Annotated in this window: 18 protein-coding genes and 1 other RNA gene; 2 read left to right on the top strand and 17 right to left on the bottom strand. The window is 64.5% G+C overall.

From position 1 onward, the window contains the following. Positions 1-5: 5 nt before the first annotated feature. The 13 genes from I0K07_RS06150 to I0K07_RS06090 all read right to left on the bottom strand — a co-directional run bounded on the left by I0K07_RS06150 (position 6) and on the right by I0K07_RS06090 (position 12,013). Positions 6-1,418, bottom strand: a complete 1,413-nt coding sequence (locus I0K07_RS06150; RefSeq protein WP_203291963.1) for a UDP-N-acetylmuramoyl-tripeptide--D-alanyl-D-alanine ligase — start codon at positions 1,416-1,418, stop codon at positions 6-8. Then, on the bottom strand, positions 1,411-2,847 hold the full coding sequence (locus I0K07_RS06145; RefSeq protein ID WP_203292232.1) for a UDP-N-acetylmuramoyl-L-alanyl-D-glutamate--2,6-diaminopimelate ligase: 1,437 nt from the start codon (positions 2,845-2,847) through the stop codon (positions 1,411-1,413). Before I0K07_RS06145 ends, I0K07_RS06150 begins: the two co-directional genes overlap by 8 nt. 14 nt (positions 2,848-2,861) lie before the next feature. Next, positions 2,862-4,619 carry a peptidoglycan D,D-transpeptidase FtsI family protein gene (locus I0K07_RS06140; RefSeq protein ID WP_203291962.1) on the bottom strand — a complete coding sequence of 586 codons (1,758 nt, stop codon included), beginning with the start codon at positions 4,617-4,619 and terminating at the stop codon, positions 2,862-2,864. Then, positions 4,619-5,011 (bottom strand): cell division protein FtsL, encoded by a 393-nt coding sequence (gene ftsL / locus I0K07_RS06135; protein WP_203291961.1) that lies wholly within the window; start codon positions 5,009-5,011, stop codon positions 4,619-4,621. The genes I0K07_RS06140 and ftsL overlap by 1 nt, the downstream gene beginning before the upstream one ends. Then, the gene (gene rsmH, locus I0K07_RS06130) at positions 5,008-6,012 is read right to left on the bottom strand and encodes a 16S rRNA (cytosine(1402)-N(4))-methyltransferase RsmH (RefSeq protein ID WP_203291960.1); all 1,005 of its coding nucleotides are present in this window, start codon (positions 6,010-6,012) and stop codon (positions 5,008-5,010) included. The genes ftsL and rsmH overlap by 4 nt, the downstream gene beginning before the upstream one ends. Further along, a complete protein-coding gene (locus tag I0K07_RS16035; protein WP_203291959.1) occupies positions 6,009-6,470 on the bottom strand; it encodes a division/cell wall cluster transcriptional repressor MraZ in 462 nt (153 codons plus the stop codon). Before I0K07_RS16035 ends, rsmH begins: the two co-directional genes overlap by 4 nt. 319 nt (positions 6,471-6,789) lie before the next feature. Then, positions 6,790-7,170: RNase P RNA component class A (gene rnpB, locus I0K07_RS06120), an RNA gene on the bottom strand. A gap of 34 nt (positions 7,171-7,204) precedes the next feature. Further along, entirely contained in the window at positions 7,205-7,726 is a 522-nt protein-coding gene (locus tag I0K07_RS06115; protein ID WP_203291958.1) for a DUF2306 domain-containing protein, read from the bottom strand. 97 nt (positions 7,727-7,823) lie between these two features. Continuing rightward, a complete protein-coding gene (locus tag I0K07_RS06110; protein WP_338041029.1) occupies positions 7,824-8,489 on the bottom strand; it encodes an N-acetylmuramoyl-L-alanine amidase in 666 nt (221 codons plus the stop codon). After that, complete coding sequence (locus I0K07_RS06105) at positions 8,486-9,400, bottom strand: DMT family transporter (protein WP_203291957.1); 915 nt, start codon at positions 9,398-9,400, stop codon at positions 8,486-8,488. Before I0K07_RS06105 ends, I0K07_RS06110 begins: the two co-directional genes overlap by 4 nt. A gap of 38 nt (positions 9,401-9,438) precedes the next feature. Further along, positions 9,439-10,683, bottom strand: coding sequence for a glucuronyl esterase domain-containing protein (locus I0K07_RS06100; RefSeq protein WP_203291956.1), 1,245 nt, complete (start codon positions 10,681-10,683; stop codon positions 9,439-9,441). Positions 10,684-10,778: 95 nt separating this feature from the next. Then, on the bottom strand, positions 10,779-11,018 hold the full coding sequence (locus I0K07_RS15840; RefSeq protein WP_338041028.1) for a hypothetical protein: 240 nt from the start codon (positions 11,016-11,018) through the stop codon (positions 10,779-10,781). A 293-nt stretch (positions 11,019-11,311) separates the two neighbouring features. Then, positions 11,312-12,013, bottom strand: coding sequence for a molecular chaperone DjiA (locus tag I0K07_RS06090; RefSeq protein ID WP_203291954.1), 702 nt, complete (start codon positions 12,011-12,013; stop codon positions 11,312-11,314). 151 nt (positions 12,014-12,164) lie between these two features. On the opposite strand from I0K07_RS06090, the gene I0K07_RS06085 reads away from it, so the two are divergent. Next, a complete protein-coding gene (locus I0K07_RS06085) occupies positions 12,165-15,737 on the top strand; it encodes a hydantoinase B/oxoprolinase family protein (protein WP_203291953.1) in 3,573 nt (1,190 codons plus the stop codon). A gap of 155 nt (positions 15,738-15,892) precedes the next feature. Beyond that, positions 15,893-16,429, top strand: a complete 537-nt coding sequence (locus I0K07_RS06080; RefSeq protein WP_203291952.1) for a fasciclin domain-containing protein — start codon at positions 15,893-15,895, stop codon at positions 16,427-16,429. Positions 16,430-16,475: 46 nt separating this feature from the next. Here I0K07_RS06080 and I0K07_RS06075 read toward each other — a convergent pair whose 3' ends face one another. The 4 genes from I0K07_RS06075 to I0K07_RS06060 all read right to left on the bottom strand — a co-directional run bounded on the left by I0K07_RS06075 (position 16,476) and on the right by I0K07_RS06060 (position 19,693). Continuing rightward, positions 16,476-17,513 (bottom strand): succinylglutamate desuccinylase/aspartoacylase family protein, encoded by a 1,038-nt coding sequence (locus I0K07_RS06075; RefSeq protein WP_203291951.1) that lies wholly within the window; start codon positions 17,511-17,513, stop codon positions 16,476-16,478. Beyond that, positions 17,510-18,415, bottom strand: coding sequence for a 30S ribosomal protein S6--L-glutamate ligase (rimK, locus tag I0K07_RS06070; RefSeq protein ID WP_203291950.1), 906 nt, complete (start codon positions 18,413-18,415; stop codon positions 17,510-17,512). The genes I0K07_RS06075 and rimK overlap by 4 nt, the downstream gene beginning before the upstream one ends. A gap of 59 nt (positions 18,416-18,474) precedes the next feature. Further along, a complete protein-coding gene (locus I0K07_RS06065; RefSeq protein ID WP_203291949.1) occupies positions 18,475-18,957 on the bottom strand; it encodes an ATP-dependent zinc protease family protein in 483 nt (160 codons plus the stop codon). Between the two features lie 112 nt (positions 18,958-19,069). Next, positions 19,070-19,693, bottom strand: coding sequence for a hypothetical protein (locus tag I0K07_RS06060; protein ID WP_203291948.1), 624 nt, complete (start codon positions 19,691-19,693; stop codon positions 19,070-19,072). Positions 19,694-19,711: the final 18 nt, after the last annotated feature.

Raw genomic sequence — 19,711 nt, 5'->3', positions numbered from 1 at the left:
GCCGGTCAGGCCTCCGTCAGTCCGAAAGCGGAACCATCAGCCAGACGTGTGGCAATCCTGTGGAGGCCGGAGGCATTGGATCCTTTGAGAAGCACCACATCGCCCGGCCGGACCGCCGACAGGATCATCTCCAGCGCGTCGCCCGCCGTCTTCGCATAGCCTGCGCGCCGGGCGGCGGGCAAGGCGTCATGCAAGTGCTTCATGCGTTCCCCACAGGGCAGGACAGCATCCACGTCCGCCGCTTCCAGCGGTGCCGCGAGGGCCGCGTGCAGCTTCGCCTCGTCGGGGCCCAGCTCGAACATGTCGCCCAAGACCGCGATCCGCCGCCCCTGCCCGGCCGGTTTCGCTGCACCGAGTGCAGAGATCGCGGCGGCCATGGAGACCGGATTGGCGTTGTAGGCGTCGTCCAGCAGCGTGAATTCTCCGCCGCCGGGGAGTTTGATCGTCAGGGCACGGCCTCGGCCGGCCGCGGCATCGACACCGGCCAGGGCGTCGGCCACGGCATGCGCGTCCAATCCTGAGGCTGCAGCGGCTGCGAAAATAGCGGCGATATTCCAGGCCCAGTGCTCACCGGACGCCTTGAGATGGAAGCGCGTGCGGATGCCCAGCACGTTCACCAGACCCGTCGAGCCGTCCAGCCCGGTCTCGAAATCCTCGATCCGGATGGCGGCATCCTTGGCGCAACCGAAATCCAGCATGAAGGCCGCACAGGACCGCTTGGCATGGCGGGCCAGGCGGTCGGCATGGGCGTCATCGGCCGGATAGATGGCCACGCCATCATCAGCCAGACCCTCGAAGATTTCCGACTTGGCGTCAGCAATCGCCTCGATCGTGCCGAGATGTTCCAGATGCGCCGGTGCGATCCGGGTGATCAGGGCAACATGCGGACGAACCAAGCTGGAAAGATCACGGATCTCACCGGCATGGTTCATGCCCATTTCGAACACGGCCCGCTGCGTCTCGCGCGGCATGCGCGACAAGGTCAGCGGCACGCCCCAATGATTATTGTAGGACTTCACGCTCCAATGGGCCGGACCATGCGCGCGAAAAACCGCAGCCAGCGCTTCTTTTACAGAGGTTTTGCCGACACTGCCCGTCACGGCAACGCGGATCGCGTCGGAACGGTCGCGGGCGGCCACGCCCAGCGCACGCAGCGCATCCAGCACGTCGGGCACTTGCAGGGCCGGTTCCAGCCCCAGATCACCGCGGGAAACCAGGCAGGCGGCGGCCCCTTTTTCCATGGCCGCGGCCGCGAATTCATGGCCGTCGCGCACATCCTTGAGCGCTACGAAGAGGTCACCCTTTTCCAGCGTCCGCGTATCGATCGAAACGCCGGTACAGGTCCAGTCCGTATCGCCGAGCAGCATGCCACCCGTGGCCGCAAGCGCCTGGCCGGAGGTCCAGAGCGGATCAGACATGGGCCGCCTCCCGGTCTTGCAGCGCCTTGCGCGCCTCTTCACGATCATCAAAGGGCAATACTGTGTCACCGATGATCTGGCCGGTTTCATGGCCCTTACCGGCAATCAGGAGGCAGTCTCCGGCCTTCAGCGCGGCAACCCCGCGGCGGATGGCTTCGGCCCGGTCGGGAATCTCGATGGCGCCGGGGCAGCCCTTCAGCACAGCGGCGCGGATCGCGGCCGGGTCCTCGGAACGCGGATTGTCATCGGTGACGATCACCGTGTCGGCCAGTGAATGGGCAATGGCGCCCATCTTGGCGCGCTTGGACGCGTCCCGATCACCGCCGCAGCCGAACACGACGAGGATGTCGCCTTCCGTGTGCGGGCGGGCGGAGCGCAGCAGCTTGTCCAGACCGTCCGGCGTGTGGGCATAGTCGACAAGAACAGGCGCGCCCTCCCCGGTCTCTCCCACCTTGTCGAGCCGGCCGGGGACACCACCCAGGCTTTCCAGCGTCTTGCAGACCGTCTCCATGGGCACGCCTTCAGCCAAGGCAATGGCGGCCGCGCCGAGCGCGTTGAGAATCTGGAACTCGCCCACCAGGGGGATGTCCAGATGGACGTCGGTTCCCTGCCAGGTGAAGGACACATCCTGGCTCGCCGGGCGGGGCGTGATCTCACGGATCACCATGTCTTCACCGCGCCAGCCCACGGTCAGGGTTTCCAGACCCCGCGCGCGCGCCGTGTCGGCCATTTTGCGGCCCCACTCGCTATCGACATTGATCACCGCGCGGCCATCATCCGGCAGACGCTCCGTGAACAGCAATTCTTTGGATGCGAAGTAATCCGCGAAATCCGGGTGATAATCCAGATGATCCTGGGTGAGATTGGTGAAGGCGCCCACGCTGAGGCGCGCGCCATCCATGCGGTGCTGTTTGAGGCCATGGGAAGAGGCCTCCATCGCCAGATGGGTAACACCATCAGCGGCCAGCTGGTCCAATGCCCGATGCAGGGCCACCGCGTCCGGCGTGGTATAGCCAAGGCTTTCCAGACTATCGCCGCGAGTGACACCGAGCGTGCCCAGACACGCCGCATCGAAACCGGCTGCGGCCCAGATCTGGCGCAGGAATTCCACGCTTGAGCTTTTCCCGTTCGTTCCGGTAATGGCGACGATATGCTGCGGCTGGCGCGGATAGAAACGCGCGGCCAGTTCGGCCAGCTCGGCCGCAGGAAGCTCGGACACCAGAACCGGAACCGGAAGACCCTCGACCGGAATATCGGTCAGGATGACCGCCGCGCCCTGCTCCAGCGCCTGGGGAATGAAGGCACTGCCATGCTGTTTCACACCCGGGAGCGCCGCGAACAGGAAGCCCGGCTTCACCGCCCGGCTGTCCAATGTCAGCCCGGTGATCTCGATCGCACCATCTTCCGCATCGAATTCGTCTTCGGGCATCAGCTCGGCGAGTTTCACGGGATGGTCTCCGGCATCAGGGCAGCGCGAACGAGGGCGGCACGTTCACCCGGCGCTTCTTCGGCGCGCGCAACGCCGAGAATGGGGGCGATACGGGAGACGATTTCGCCGACAGCCGGTGCTGCGGTCCATCCCCCGGTGGCGTAGCCATAGGTCGATTCAGTGCCGTGCGGCTCGTCCAGCAGCACAAGGACTGCATATTGCGGATCATTGTAGGGGAAGACCGCGGAGAAGGAGGAAATCAGCCGGCTGCTGTCATAGCCACCGCGGGTCGGCTTTTCGGCAGTCCCGGTCTTGCCCGCGACCAGGAAGCCCGGCGCGTCGGCATAGCCGCCGGATCCGTCCAGCACATTCTCGCGCATCAGGTCGAGCACGGTCTGGGCCGTCTCCGAGGACATGACGCGCTCACCCACAATCGTCTCATCAGCTGCCACCGGCAGCAGGGTGGGCCTGACATAGACGCCGTCATTGGCGATGGCCGCAAAGGCGGCAATGGTCGCGATCGGGCTGACGGCAATGCCGTGACCATATGAAATCGTTGCCGTTTCCGTCGGCCCCCAATTGCGCGGCAGAAGAGGGTCGGCACTCTCGGCCAGTTCGATGGGTGCCCGTTCAAGCAAGCGCAGATCCCCCAGGAAGCCACGCTGGGATTCCGCCCCCACATCCAGCGCGATCAGGCTGGACCCGATATTGGAGGAGTGGGTGAAGACCTCGGTCAGGCTGAGCCGACGGTTCTCCGCATGGAAGTCATTGATCTGATAGCCGCCGATTTGCAGCGGGCCGGTCGCGTCATAGCCGCTGTCCAGCGTGGCCGTCCCGGTTTCCAGCGCCATGGCGACCGTGAAGGCCTTGAAGGTCGAGCCCATCTCATAGACGGACTGGGCAGCGCGGTTCAGCCGGCCGGCCGAGCTGGCATCGCTGGGACGATTGGGGTCGAAGTCCGGCAGGGAAACCATGGAGACGATTTCGCCCGTCTCGACATCCATGACAATGCCGGTCGCCGCATCAGCCTGGAATTCCGCCATCGAGGCGGCCAGGACTTCGGCGACATGGAATTGCACGGTCATGTCGATGGACAGGGCCACCGGACGCCCGTCACCCGCCAGCAGCGATCCGTCAAAGGCGCGCTCGGCTCCGGCCAGACCATTCAGGTCACGATCCGTATACCCCACAATGTGCGAAGCCAGCCGGCCGCGCGGATAGACACGGCGCGGCTCCATCCGGAAACCCAGACCCGGCAGGCCCAGAGAGAAGACGGCCTGGCGTTGGCGCGGCGTCAGATTGCGGCGCACCCAGACAAAACGGCCACGCCCGCCCAATTCCTCGGTCAGGCTGTCGACATTGATGTCCGGCAGCACCCCGGCCAGCGCCTCGGCGGTTTCGCGGGCATCCCAGACCAGGGACGGGTCGGCATAGAGAGAATGGGTTTCCAGCGTTGTCGCCAGCACCTGGCCGGTCCGGTCGAACAGATCACCGCGCACGGTGGCGTTCGGCGCCTGACGCTGGGACGGGGCTGCGTCAGCAGCCCCCAGAACGGCGATGTCGATGGCGCGGGCGCCCAGAAGGGCGAAACCGACTGCGAGGCTGAGCCCCATGACGCGCAGACGCGAGCGTGCGGCATCCAGCGCTTTGGTCTCGTCACTCTCGATGCGCAGAAGGCGGGACATGTCGGCAGGCGCCGCTTCGGCAAGCGGCGGCAGGGCCACGCTGCGAGACTTGGCCGATACCTGTTTGCGGAACGGCCACAGACGCATCAGTCAGGACCTCCCGTGCGGCGCGGTTCGGCCATCGCCAAACCCTCCACACGCTCTTCGCGCACAAGAAGCCCGTCCTCGCGAAGGGCCGAGCCCTGCGTGTTCGGATCGGCATCGGCCAGAAGGGGAAGATCGTTCAGGCCCACTTCGCGCTCCGGGTCCAGCGGCTCAAAGCCCAGATAGCGCCGGGCCAGATGGCGCAGGCGCTCCGGATCTTCCAGATGAGCAATCTCGACATTGAGCACATTGATCTGACGACGCTCCTCGGCCAGCTGGGCCTGGATATCCTCGAGCCGCTCCTGCGAGCTCTTCGCCTCGGCCTTGGCGATATAGAGCGCCACCGCGAGAGCCGCCGCGACGACGAACGCGATCGCATTGAGCGTGCGGATCATAGCGCGGCCTCCAGGCGGGCAAGCGGTACAACACTCCGATACAGCTCCGATCCATCGATGATGGCGGGAGCCTCGGTTCTCACAGCGGCGCGCAGCTTGGCCGAACGGGCACGCGGATTGACCGCAGCCTCTTCGGCGCTCGCTTCGACAGCCTTGCGGTGGAGCAGGCGGAAGGACGCATCCGGTCCGGCCTTCTCGACGGGCGCATGGCGCGAGCCGCCCCCTCCTGCCAGCCCGGCACGGGCCCGCAGGAAGGTCTTAACCATGCGGTCCTCCAGTGAATGGAAGGTAACCACGACAAGCCGCCCCAGCGGCGACAGCAGACGCTCGGCCGCTTCCAATGCGCGGGCCAGCTCACCCAGCTCGTCATTGACGAAAATGCGCAGCGCCTGGAAGACGCGCGTGGCCGGGTGGATTTTCGAATGTTTTCCGCCGGTTGCGCGGGAGACAATCTCGGCAAGCCGATCCGTGGTCTCGATTTTCGCTTCCGAACGCGCCTTCACGATGAAGCTGGCGACGCGGCGCGAACGGCGCTCTTCGCCGTAGACATAAAATATGTCTGCCAACTCCTGCTCGCTCAGCAGGTTCACCGCATCAGCCGCCGTGGGACCCGAGGCCGCCATGCGCATGTCCAGCGGCCCTGCCTTCTGGAAGGAGAAACCGCGCTCGGCCTGATCGATCTGCATGGAGGACACGCCGATATCCAGAACGATGCCGTCAACAGCGCGACCACCGCTGGAGAGCACAACCTCTTCCATGGCGGAGAAAGGCGCTTCCACGAACACGAAACGGCCACCGGCCGCCTGCTGCAGGCTTTCGGCAGCCGGACGGACACTGGGGTCGCGATCAATCCCGATCAGCCGGCAGTCGGCCGCCGAGAGAATGGCGCGCGAATAACCGCCTGCACCGAATGTCCCATCAATATAGAGAGCCCCGTCGCGGGGCTCGAGCGCGTGCAGGACCTCGTCCAGCATCACCGGAATGTGCGGCTGGGGGCTCATGCTCCACCTCCCGGACGCGGGGGAAGCTTGAGGGATTTCTTGTTGTCCCGGGCAAAACTGCGGGCGCTCGCCTTGCGCTCAGCCAGGCGTTCCGGATTCCAGATTTCAAACCGCGAGCCCAGACCGACGAAGGCCGCCTTGCCGTCCAGGCCCGCCAGCTCGATCAAATCCTTGGGCAGGGTGACACGACCAGTGCCGTCACAGGCGAGACCGCGCGTATCACCGAAAATCGTCTGCTCGAAGGCGGCGCGGGCATCATCATAGGGATCCATCTCTTCCAGCAGGGCGAGATAGCGGTCCAGCAGGGCCTGACCGCCGCCCTCCAGATAGCCGCCCTCGAAGGAGGGCCAGACATAGATCTTTTCTTCGGGGTCGTTTTTGACGACCGCACGGAAGCCGGCCGGGACGGAAACCCGTCCCTTGGCATCAATTCCGTTGATGGTCGTCGAAAGAAACACGTGCCTGTCCCCAAAAACCACGCAGCCCACCCTGCATGGTTAACGATGGGATAACATGGGAATTGATGGGAAACAATGACGAAAGGTTCGTTTTTCATGGATTAACGCGGGTCATGAAGTATTCACGCAACACGAAAAACGGAACGGGAAGAGAACATTAAGTTAATATCCACAGGCCCCATCCGTGCACTTGATGGGTTTGGATGGGAAATGCCGGTTTCGGTGGATTGTTTCCAATCCGGCAAGACCGGTCGCTTTGCGAGACCGGACGGGCGCCGAGCCCGTCGCGCAACACCCATTGATGCGGATATGGAAAGAAAGGATCAGGTGGCCTGTAAGCCGGGTTCTGTTCCCCGGCGAACCGGGGCGACGACCATTCATCTGCGGCCGACCTTGCGGACGGCCTGGTGCGACCTACCCGGATGACATGCGGAGACGCATGTGGGCGAACCCGTTCATCCCTATTCGGTCTTGCTCCAGGTGGGGCTTGCCGTGCCCCCTTCCTTGCGGTCGGGGCGGTGCGCTCTTACCGCACCCTTTCACCCTTACCGGTGCCGAAGCCCCGGCGGTCTGCTCTCTGCTGCGCTTTCCCTGGGGTCACCCCCGCCGGGAGTTACCCGGCACCTTGTCTCCGTGGAGCCCGGACTTTCCTCGATGGCGCCGTTTCCAGCCTTGCCACCGCGGCCGTCCAGCCACCTGATCGGCAGTGCACATGCCTTCCGTCGTCGCTCAGGTCAAGCCGCCCGGTTCACGACAGCAAGATAGCGTTCCAGACCGTTGCGTTCGAACCGCCGGATCCAGATCGCCGCCACGATGCACACAGCGACCGAGGCCACAACGACGAACCACCAGAAATATTGCAGACCGAAAGTGGCGACGAGCAGGCGTGTGGAGACCTGCGCAACGCCCGCCGCGACAAGGCCCGCATAGGACCAGGTCATGAATTTGTAGTGCGCAAAGACCCGGGCGCGCCTCTCCTTTGGCGTCGCTGCCGACCGGGCCCGCCGGATCATGTATATCCCGCCGGCCAAAGTGATCGCAGACACAACAGACAGGGCGTGGAAGGCCGTGAACCCGTTTTCGAGCATTGGAATACCCGCCAGCAGCAACACCCCCATCGCGCCGCTATAGGCATAGCCGATGCGCCGGTGATTGCGATTTGCCTTGGGTTGCCTCAATGCCTGCCAGCCCCACCATAGCGCCAGCAGCGCCGCCAGGGCATGCACGCCTCCGGCCCAGGAATGGATAATACCCATTGGCCGCCTCCTCCTTGCATGCGTGCATGATGAGGGAGCGAAGGTCCAAGGTCAGGAGGGAATGCGGACCGCCGGGTCTCCCGGCTGGAAACACTGCTTACCCCAGCGACGCGACACGCTCGATCAGGGCGCGGGTTTCGGCATCGATCTGCCCGTCAACACGCGCCGGACGCCAGCGCCGCTGGAAAGCCTCGACGACGGGTTTCAGACCCGGCTCGAGCGTATAGCCGATCAGTTTGAGCAAGGCCGCCGGTTCACCCTCGGCCTTTTCGCCTGGCAGTGCCGCGGCGCAGCCCTCGCGCGCCAGACGGTCCCAGGGGAATTTCTCGCCCGGATCAATCTTGCGGCCGGGGGCCAGGTCGGAATGACCGATCACGGCTTCCGGCGGCAGATTGTGGCGGGCCAGAATGTCTCGCACGAGCGCGATCACGGTATCGATCTGGGCTTCCGGATAATCGGGAAAGCCGAATTCATGGCCGGGATTGACGATCTCGATGCCGATGGAGGCAGAATTGAGATCCCCCTCCCCGCGCCAGCTGCCGCGCCCGGCATGCCAGGCACGATGGTGCTCATCGACCAGTTGGAACAGGCGGCCATCCTCTTCCACCAGATAGTGGGAGGAGACACTGGCCTCCTTGTCGCGCAGACGCTCCAGTGCCGCCTGCCCCGTCTTCATCCCGGTATAGTGGACGACGACATAGCGGATCGGGCCGCGACGCTTGTTGTAGTTCGGCGACGGCGCGGAAATCGGCTTCAGGCTCACAGCGTCTTCTCGCGGGCCAGGGCGGCGGTCGGCAGTTTCTTGTTGGGGCGCAGCGCGATGATGCCGACCCCGATCAGGGTCAGCGCGCCACCGGCGATCAGGCGCCAGCCGAACGGGTCACCGGTCACGGTCAGGCCGGCAATCACCCCGATAAAGGGCGCCATCAGGGTGAGCGGGGCAATCAGCGTGGCGTCATAACGCTGCAGCAGGTCATAGAAGACGCCATGCCCGAAGACATTCACCAGCAGCACGGTGAAGGCGACCGCGAGGAAGATCGGCCAGCCGCCATCCACGATGGACTGCATCTGCCCGGTCTCGAAGGTCAGGGAGAGCGCCAGCAGGGGCGGCGCCGAGATCAGCCCGATCCAGGCCTGCATGCGGATCGAGTCGAGCGGCATCTGTTTGACCAGGATCATGCCGACCGCGGCAGCGAAGGCCGCGCCAATGCCGATCAGGAGACCGATGGACAAGTCCATCTCGGCCGGATTGGCGATCACCAGGGCAACACCGACAAAGGACAGGACAATGCCCATCACACGCGTCAGCCCGACCTTCTCCTTCAGGAAGACGACCGAGAGAATGGTGGCGAAGGGCACACCGGTCTGGACGGCAATCGCCATGCCCGACGGCGTCGCCCAGCGCAGCCCCATGAACATGAGCACGTATTGCGCGGCGCCCATGGTGAGACCGATGGCAATCATCGTGCCCAGCTTGGCCGGAATGGGCCGGATCCAGGGTGCCAGCACCGCATAGAGCAGCGCAAAACGCATGAAGGCGAAGAAGATGGGCGGCACGCCGTCAAAGCCCGGCACCCAACCCGGGGCACCGGTCACGGAAAATTTCGCCACGATGAAGTTGATGCCCCAGACCACGCAAACGGCCATCAGGGCGAGGAAATCCCGTAAACGCATGTGTCCGTCATGGACCGCTGCGCCAGAAGGGGCAAGCGCTAATCCGTGGTCGCGACACCCTCATCCGGGGAGAAATGCGCATCCAGGAAGGCGAGGAAGTTCTGCCAGTCCACTGCCGTCACGCCGTGCAAGCCATTGCGCATGAAGACGGCGATATCGGCCTGCGGGTCGAACGCTCCCAGCGCCTCCTGCTCCAGACCTTGTGAGCCATAGAGCTGATAGATGGGCGTGGCACCCTGGGCGGCGCGGTAGCTGCCGCCCGGATCGGACCATTGGTCCCGCCAGGCCCCGCCGATCAGAAGCGGGCGCGGCGCCATCAGGGCGATCAGCTGGTGCTGATCGACCGGGATCAGCTCTTCGCGCCCGGCATAACCCGTGTAATTCGGGCTGAACCAATAGGGATAGGTATCGGTGATCTGGGCGACGCTTTCACCGGCATCGGACCGGGTCAGCGTCGTGCCGCCGGTTCCGGCCTGGTGGGCGATGACGAGATCGATCCGTTCATCGAAGGCGGCCGCGACAAGGGCCGACTTGCCATTGCGCGAATGCCCCCAGACTGCCATCCGGTCGCGGTCGAAGCGCGGATCCTCTTCCAGCACGTCCACGACGCGGGAATAGGCCCAGGCCCAAGCGATGACACCGCCGCTTTGCGCATCGGGTGACAGCTCGGTCAGCGCCTCCTGGGCCGGACCATTGGCGTCGGGGACAATGTCACCGGAATAGTGGAAGACCAGGGCATAACCGTGGTCGAGAATCTCCTCGACCGGCGGGGTCATGATGTGGCGGCCGAAAATCTGCCGCACGGTGAAACTGGCAAAGCCGTGCTCACCGCATTCCTGGAAATAGGACGTGGTCGGCCCTTCAATGCCCTCGCGCCAGCCCAGGGCCGGGACATTGCCGCAGAAGGTCTGCAGGATGATCGCCGGCACCGGGCCCTCGACCTGATTGGGCAGGATGACGGCGAGATAGGTGTCCTGCCCGCCCATCTCCAGATGGATTTGCTCGATCCGTCCGGCCCCGTCATAGGCGTCGGTGGCGATCACCTCCTGCGCGACCACGCGGACATCGCTGCGTGCCGGCCAGGCGCCATAGACCTCGTTCTGGAATTGCTGCAACAGGCCGGCCCGCTGTGCTTCCCAATCCGCTTGGTCGATACCGTCCAGTGCGGGACGAGCCGCCGTGTCCGGCGTGCGGGCCGAGACTTTCGGCAGCGCCATGGAAACACAGCCCACCAGCATGAGCGGCAGGAGGATGAGGATGAAAAGCGGTATGAAACGACGCACGAACAGTCTCCCGGACCGTCAGGGGCAGGCAGAAACGAAGACGGCCCAGACTAGCCGGGCCGTTTCGGGTTGAAAGTCACAATTGCGGGAAACCGCTAGCGGCCGAGGCCTTCGACCGTCCAGCCATCGGGGCCGCGCGTGGCAACCAGGATGTCATCCTCGGCACTGCCCTTGCGGCGCGGACCGCCGCGCAGCTTGCGCCAGAGCCAATAGGCGCAGCCCGCCAGCAGACCGATCCCGGCGAGCACCAGGAAGGCAGCGGTCAGCATGGCCGCCAGGAAGACGACGAGCGCCAGGAAGGCCACGGCGATCAGCGCCGCGAGCACGTCGCGCACGATCCGCCCGGCCCGGGTACGGGCGAAGCCGGCTGAGAAGAACGAAGTCTGGCTATGACGCGTCTCGGTCATCGATGTCTCTCTCCGTTTTGCCCCCTTGGCCTACCACTCCATGTTGGCATGACTGGGGCAAAGGTCAATTCATGGCCGGTGCGACAAGAGGGCTTTCCGCGAGCCCCGCGGGCTAACTGCCTTTTGCCGCGCCATTTTCCGCATACCGAATTAAGAATTCACCGACGCGATTTTGAGGGGGAATGACAGGTCCTGTATTCCCCCCTGCTGAACCAAGCCGGTCAGCCGGCCGCCCGTGTCACCAGCCCACGCTCCTGCAGGATCGCCCCGTAAGCCGTGTTGATTGCTGCCATTTTTTCATCCGCCAGCTTCTGGATTTCCAGCGGCGCCCCCCGGGCGATCAGCCGGTCAGGGTGATTCTGTGAGGCGATGCGGCGATAGGCACGGCGCAGATCGGTATCGGAGATGTCAGCTTCGATACCCAGAATGACATAGGGATCGTCCGCGTCCGGCTCGATATGAGCCGAGCGGATACGGCGGAATTCACTCTCGCTGAAGCCGAAAATGTCCGCGACCTGTTCCAGATAGCTCATCTCGTCCGGCGTCACGGCACCATCGGCCTTGGCGACATGAAAGAGGCCGTCCAGCACATCTTCCAGGATGGCCGGATAACAGCGGAAGCGCCGCGCCAGCCGGCGGGCATAGCCGTCAAAACCCAGCGTGGTCTGGGTCGCCAGCTGGAAGGCCCGGTCCAGCGACTCGCGCCCTTCCGGCGGCGGCTTGAAGACTTCATAGAAGGCGCGGACCTCCGAGCGGGAAACAATGCCGTCAGCCTTGGCCATCTTGGCCCCCAGCCCGATCAGCGCCATGGCAAAGTCGGCGTCCTCGACATTGTGCTGGGCGGCGCGTTCATCGCAGCCCTCGCACTCGAGGAAGCAGTCGCGGCCCTTCAGCCGATCTGCCAACCTTTGCCAGAAACTCATTTCTCCGCCCTCCGGGGCGTCATTTAGGTATCCCGCACGCCAGACGCGAGAGCTGCCACAGCATAAACTGCGAATTCGACCAGCTTAAGCCTGTTGAACCGCGTCGCGCCATGCTTACCCTCCGACCGGTTTGCAGCCATGGGCGACGGATATGAGCGAGCACGTGCAGGGCGAATGGGAATTCTGGATCGACCGCGGCGGTACGTTCACGGATGTCATCGGCCGGGCGCCGGATGGACGCCTGCACGCGCTCAAGCTTCTCTCTGAAAGCCCCGACTACCCCGATGCCGCGAGTGAAGGCGTGCGCCGCCTGTCACAGGGCGCTGAAGTCCAGGCCGTGAAGATGGGCACGACCGTGGCCACCAATGCTCTTCTGGAGCGCAAGGGCACGAAAACCCTCTTCCTGGTCACCAAGGGTTTTGCCGATCTCCTGATCATCGGAGACCAGACCCGCCCGGATATTTTCGCCCTCGATCTGAATCGTCCCGATCCGCTCTATGACCGGGTCGTGGAAATCGAGGAACGCCTCGACGCACAGGGCGATATTGTCGAAGGCCTGAATGCCGAGGCCGCCCGCCAGATTCTGGAACAGGCCCAGGCTGACGGGTTCAAGACCGTCGCCATCGCCCTGATGCATGCCTATGCCAATGACATTCATGAAGTGCGCCTGGAAGAGATCGCCCGCGAGTGCGGTATCAACACCATCATCCGCTCCTCCATCGCCTCGCCGCTGGTGAAGATCGGTCCCCGCGCCTCCACCAGCGTGCTGGATGCCTATCTCACCCCGGTCCTTCGCGAATACGTCAATCGCGTGGACCGCGGGCTGGACGGCACGCCGCTCTTCTTCATGCAATCCTCCGGCGGACTGGCACCGGCGGGTGGTTTCCATGCTCGCGACGCTGTCCTGTCCGGACCAGCAGGCGGCGTGGTCGGCATGGCCAAGACCGCCAAGCGCGCCGGACATGACCGGGTGATCGGGTTCGACATGGGTGGCACGTCCACCGATGTCTCCCGTTTCGACGGCGATGCCTATGACCGGGTCCAGGAAACCCTCGTCGCCGGTCACCGGCTGCGCGCACCGATGATGGCGGTGCACACCGTGGCGGCCGGAGGCGGCTCGATCCTGACCTTCGACGGTGAACGCGCGCGGGTCGGCCCGGACAGTGCCGGTGCCATGCCGGGACCGGCTGGCTATGGCCGCGGCGGACCGGCGGCCGTCACTGACGCGAATATCGTGCTGGGCCGCATCCAGCCGGACTGGTTCCCCCACGTCTTCGGCGAAACCTCCGACCAGCCGCTGGATGTCGAGGCGTCACGCCGCGCCCTGGGCGAGCTGGCCGAGGCGATGGGCCTGTCCGGCCCGGAAGAAGCCGCCGAGGGTTTCCTGGCTGTCGCCGTTGAGAGCATGGCCCAGGCGATCAAGCAGATCTCCATCGGTCAGGGGGTGAACCCGTCACGCTATGCGCTGGCGGCGTTTGGCGGTGCGGGCGCGCAGCATGCCTGCCGTGTGGCCGACGCGCTGGGCATGACCACAGTGCTGATCCACCCTTATGGCGGTCTCCTGTCGGCCCTGGGCATCGGCCTGGCCGAGATCCGCGAAACCCGGCTGGGTGCCGTCGAGGAAGACCTTGGCCGTGCGGAAGCACGCGCCCGCACCCTCACATCCAGTCTGGGCGATGAAGCCCGCGCCGCGCTGACCGCGCAGGGCTTGCCGCAAGACATGATCCGGGTCAGTCGCGAATGGCGGTTGAAAGTCTCCGGTTCGGACACCTCCATCCCGGTGGCTGAAGCGGATCGCGCGACGATGGAGGCGCAGTTCGCCGAGGCGCACAAACGCCTGTTCGGCTTCATTCCCGCTGGCGATCTGGTGATTGAATCGGTGAGTGTGGAGGCCGAGGCCGAACCGCCCGGTTCCAGCGACTGGACGATCGACATGCCGCCCGCGGGCACACCGGCACCGGATCCTGCCGGACAGGTCCGCCTGTTCGACCAGGGACAGTGGCAGGACATCGCCGTCTATCCGCTGGACGAGTTCGGGCCGGAGGCGCGCATCGCCGGGCCCGCCCTGATCATGGACCCCAACACCACCATTGTTGTCGACCGGGGGTGGGAGGCCGTCCGGCTGGACGATGGCACGCTGAGCCTGGAACGCACCGGTGCCCGCCAGGACGACGGTCAAAGTACCGAGCTTGACCCCGTCCGGCTGGAACTCTTCAACAAGCGTTTCATGAGTGTGGCCGAGCAGATGGGTGTTGCGCTGGAGCGAACGGCGCACTCGGTGAATATCAAGGAACGGCTGGACTTCTCCTGCGCCGTGTTCGACGCGGACGGCGGGCTCGTCGCCAATGCCCCGCACATGCCGGTCCATCTGGGCTCCATGTCCGCCTCGGTCCGTGCCGCCGCCGATGCCCATCCCGATCTCGGACCCGGCGACGCGGTCGCCGTCAACGCGCCCTATGATGGCGGCACGCATTTGCCGGACATCACGCTGGTGACCCCGGTGCATGATGCGAAAAGCGGCGAGCGCCTCTTCTATGTCGCGGCGCGCGGCCACCATGCCGATGTCGGCGGGATCGCCCCGGGTTCCATGCCGCCCTTCTCGCGGACGATCGACGAGGAAGGCGTGCAATTCCGTAATGTGAAAGTGATGAGCGGCGGGGAATTCGACGAAACCCTTGTGCGCGAGATTCTCGCCTCCAGTGCGCATCCCGCCCGCAAGCCGGACCAGAATATCGCCGACATGAAGGCCCAGCTGGCCGCCTGCGCCCGCGGCGCCCAGGAGCTCCATCGCCTGGTCTCCGACAACGGGCTGGATGTGGTGAAAGCCTATATGGGCCATGTCCAGGACAATGCCGAACGCGCAGTTCGCCGCGTCATCGAGGCCTTGAGCGATGGCCATCATACGGTGCGGCTGGATGATGGCGCGCAAATCTGTGTCAGCATCGCCGTCAATCGCGAGGACCGGACGGCGGTCGTCGACTTCACCGGCACTTCGCACCAGCGCGACAGCAATTTCAACGCGCCCTCCTCGGTGGCGCGGGCCGCCGTTCTCTATGTCTTCCGCTGCCTGGTTGGCGATGCCATCCCGCTCAATGAGGGATGTTTGAAGCCGATCGAGCTGATCATCCCGGATGGCTGCCTGCTCAATCCGCGTCCGCCCGCCGCTGTCGTGGCCGGCAATGTGGAGACCAGCCAGCTCGTCGTGGATGCGCTGTTCGGTGCGACCGGGCGTCTCGCCGCCTGCCAGGGCACGATGAACAATCTCACCTTCGGCAATGCCAATCACCAGTATTACGAGACGATCTGTGGCGGAGCCGGAGCCGGCCTTGATGCCGAAGGCGACGGGTTTGCCGGCGAGAGCGCCATCCACACCCATATGACCAATTCGCGGATGACTGATCCGGAAGTGCTGGAACGGCGCTATCCCGTCCGCGTCATCCACCACCGTATCCGCAACGGGTCCGGCGGGACCGGACGCTGGCGCGGTGGCGATGGTTCGGTGCGCCGCTTGCAATTCCTGGAGCCGATGGAAGTCGCCCTCCTCTCATCCCGGCGAAACGAGAACCCGTTCGGACTGATGGGCGGCGGCGATGCCTTGCCCGGCCAGCAACGCGTCTGGCGGGACGGTCAGGTCGAGGAATTGCCCGGCCTGTTCCGCATCGAGGTAGAGACCGGCGACAGCGTCGAGATCGAAACGCCCGGCGGCGGCGGTTTCGGCGGCTAGGACCGGTCCGCGCAAAGCGCCGCACATTAATCATCGGACAGGTTTGATCCGGCCCGGCAACAGGCCCGTACCCAGTCATGTCCATGCATGAGACCACCGAATGTTGCCGGGCGGCGGCCACCGCCGGCACTCCATGAAGCACAAGGGAGTACCCGATGCGTCTCATTTCCCTGGCAGTTCTGTCTGCCGCCCTCATTTCCGCTCCGGCCCTGGCCAGCGACCAGCCGGAACCGGTCAAGTCCAAGATGGATCATCACGGCGGCGGTCACGCCATGGCGCAAGCCGACATTGTCGACACCGCCGTGGCCGCCGGCCAGTTCAACACACTGGTCGCCGCTGTCCAGGCAGCCGGCCTGGTCGATACCCTCAAAGGCGATGGTCCCTTCACGGTGTTCGCCCCGGTGGACTCGGCCTTTGCCAACCTGCCGCACGGCGAGGTCGAGCGCCTGCTGGAACCGGCCAACCGCCACGAACTCGTCGATCTGCTGACCTATCATGTGGTCGCTGGCGCCGTGACCTCGGACCAACTGGCAGGATCGATCCAGTCTGTTGAGACTGTCGAGGGTTCAACGGTCCTGATCGATGCCACGGATGGCGTCCGCGTTGGCAATGCCGAAGTGATCCAGGCCGATATCCGTACGGCCAACGGCATCATCCACATTGTGGACCGGGTCATCATCCCGACCAGCTGAGCCGAATGCGCAACCTGCCCTTCCCGAAGAGGGGCAGGTTTGCCTCCTAGATGATCTCGTCTTCATCGAAAAGCGGATCACTGCCCAGCATGTCGTCCAGCTGGGCCATGGGTTCGTCATTGCGGCGTTTCACGATCTCCGCGACATGGCAGATCGCATCGCCTTCATTGACGATGGGCAGCATGGTCCGGCCGATGATCAGGCCGGGAACCGGCGAGAGAATTTCCTCGTCATGCTCGCCCAGCGGATCACTGAGCACGCCGATCAGCTCCCCCTTCTCGACATGCTGGCCGATCGAGCGGTGCATGCGCAGAACGCCGCCGGCCGGCGCCCGCAGCCAAGTGCTCTTCTTGGACAGTTCCGAGACGAGTTTCGACTTGAGCCCCTTGTCGGCGCGGATCATGTCCAGCTTGCGCAGGACGCGCAGCACGCCCTTCACGCCGAGCCGCAGGGCGGTCTCGTCAAAGCGCAGCGCTTCTCCGCTTTCATAGACGATCACCGGCTTGCCCCGGGCCTGGGCGGCCCCGCGCAGGGAACCATCCCGCAGGCTGGAATGCACGACGACCGGGCTGGCAAATTCTCGCGCCAGTTCGAAGGCTTCCGGCACGCCGGTATCAACCCGGATCTGCGGCAGATTGGTGCGGTTCTGGGCGGCAGAGTGGAGATCGATCCCCGCATCACAGCGCTCCACGACTTCCGTCATGAAGATATCGGCCAGACGGGCCGCGAGGGATCCGCTCGCCGCGCCCGGGAAGGAGCGGTTGAGGTCACGGCGGTCGGGCAGATAGCGCGAATGCGAGATGAAGCCGTAGGTGTTGACCACCGGAATGCAGATCAGCGTGCCGGCAATCGAGCGCAATTGCGGCGTCCGGATCAGGCGGCGGATGATCTCGACACCGATGATCTCGTCGCCATGGATACAGGCGGAGACAAAGACGGTCGGGCCGGGCCGGCGGCCATGAATGACATGGACCGACAGCGACATCGGCGTCTGGTCAGAAAGAACGGAGACCGGGATTTCGACGACGGCCCGTGTGCCGGCTGCGACCTTTCGGCCGGCAATCTCGAAGGGCTCGCGGCTCATCCCTTGCCGCGCGTCTTGGTCTTGCCCGGCACGGCATTCTTCTCGATGAAGTCAATGATCTGCGCGGCGACATCCACGCCCGTGGCATTCTCGATGCCTTCCAGGCCGGGAGAGGAATTCACCTCCATGATCACCGGTCCATGATTGGAGCGCAGCATGTCGACACCGGCGACATTCAGCCCCATCACCTTGGCCGCCCGCACCGCGGTGGAGCGCTCCTCCGGGGTCAGCTTGATCTTGCCGGCCGTACCGCCGCGATGGAGGTTGGAGCGGAAATCGCCCTCGGCACCCTGGCGCTTCATGGCCGCCACGACCTTGCCGCCGACCACAATGGTCCGGATGTCCGCACCGCCGGCTTCCTTGATGAATTCCTGGACCAGGATGTCCACCTTGGCGCCGCGGAAGGCCTCGATCACGGACTTGGCCGAACGGCGGGTTTCCGCCAGCACGACGCCGACGCCCTGCGTACCTTCCAGCAGTTTGATCACCACCGGCTCGCCACCGACAATGTCGAGCACGTCATCGGTCATGCTGGTGTCATGGGCAAAGGCTGTCACGGGCAGGCCGAGACCGGCACGGGACAGGAGCTGCAAAGAGCGCAGCTTGTCGCGAGAACGACCGATGGCGACGCTTTCATTGGCCGCCCACACGCCCATCATCTCGAACTGGCGCACCACGGCCATGCCGTAACTGGTGATCGAGGCGCCGATCCGCGGGATGACGGCATCCACTTTCGGCAGAGCCCGCCCTTGATAGCGCAGCTCCGGCTTGTGGGAGGTGATGTCCATGTAAAGCTTGAGCGTATCGTAGATATCGATCTCGTGACCCCGCGCCTCTGCGGCCTCCACCAATCGCTTGTGGGAGTACAGATTGGCGTTACGGGCCAGCATTATCAGTCGCATATCATTCTCCGCCTGTCCGGACAGCTATGGGGGGTTGGATAGCAATGAAACCGGGTGAACTAAAGGGTTGCGGGGCACAGAAAGGAGCGCGCCGGGTCAACCAGCGCATTGGGCCGCAGGGCTGTGCGCCCGATCAGCATCCGGAATCCCATTTCATCCCGGCGCGTCAGTGTCAGTTCGATCGGCCAGACATGCGGACCGATGCGCAACCGGGTCGAGACGACATAGCGCGTCTGGACCTGGCCGTTTGAACTGCGGATCTCGCGGCTCTCCAGAACCGGCATCTCGCAGGGGATACGGGTGAGATTGTCATCCTGGTTCGGATGCAGCTCGAAGCGCACCCAGGGCTCACCATCCTTTTCGAACGGCTGGATCTTCCAGGCATGGATCGCCGAGGTCCGCGCGCCCGTGTCGATCTTCGCCTTGACCCGGAAATCCCCGAGATCGGGCAAACCAACCCATTCACGCCAGCCCACAATGATGGACGGCGCGCCGCCGCGGCGTTCGCTCTTGCTGGAAGATTTCTTTCGGCTCGTGCTCAAGGGAACTCCCGGTGTTCAGCGCGCGCACATTCACCGGGATTTCCGCAAAAGCAAGCGGGAAAGTCAAAGCCTTCACTGGCCCATGCGCCGGGCGCGTGCCAGCGGTGAAGCCTCAGTCACCCACCCAGAAGGCCAGACTAACGCCTTCACGGGTCACATCATTCAGGGAAACGTCCGCGATCAGGAGTTCGCCGACGGCATCCTCGCCCGACGTCCAGGCCGCATAACCGGCCGGATCATAGCTGGCGGTGAAGCTGAGCATGCCCAGCTCGGCATGGCTGGCCGAAATCATCACACCCTCCGGCGTGACCGACCAGTCATCCACCTGGAAAGGATAGCCCTGATAGTAATCGCCATACTCGTTCGAGCCGGCGACCTGGCTGGTATCTTCCAGCGACAGCATCACGCGTTCCTCGAACCCGTTATAGGCCGGCTCGACCATGATGCTGGTCAGCAGATAATTGCCGAAGCGGATATCCACGTTCGGAACGAAATAGCCCGGCTGTGTGCCATCGACCGTATAGCGGGCTGCTTGAGGTTCAGCCTCGGCATCGACCTCCGGCGCATCAACGCCTTCGTCGGCCACAGCCCCCTCGTCCACGCTGTCTTCCATCACGACCGGATCCGGCGTGACATCCGGTGCCGGTCCGGCCGGCTCCTGACCTTGGGTGAAATAAATGCCTGCGCCCAGCGCCCCCAGCGCGGCGAGACTCACCAGATTCAACACGGCTTTCATACTTGCCCCCACAAAAAA

Source organism: Maricaulis parjimensis (assembly GCF_016817355.1).
GTDB lineage: Bacteria > Pseudomonadota > Alphaproteobacteria > Caulobacterales > Maricaulaceae > Maricaulis > Maricaulis parjimensis.
Note: the sequence above shows the minus strand (reverse complement) of the source record. Positions and strands in the feature narration are given on the sequence as shown.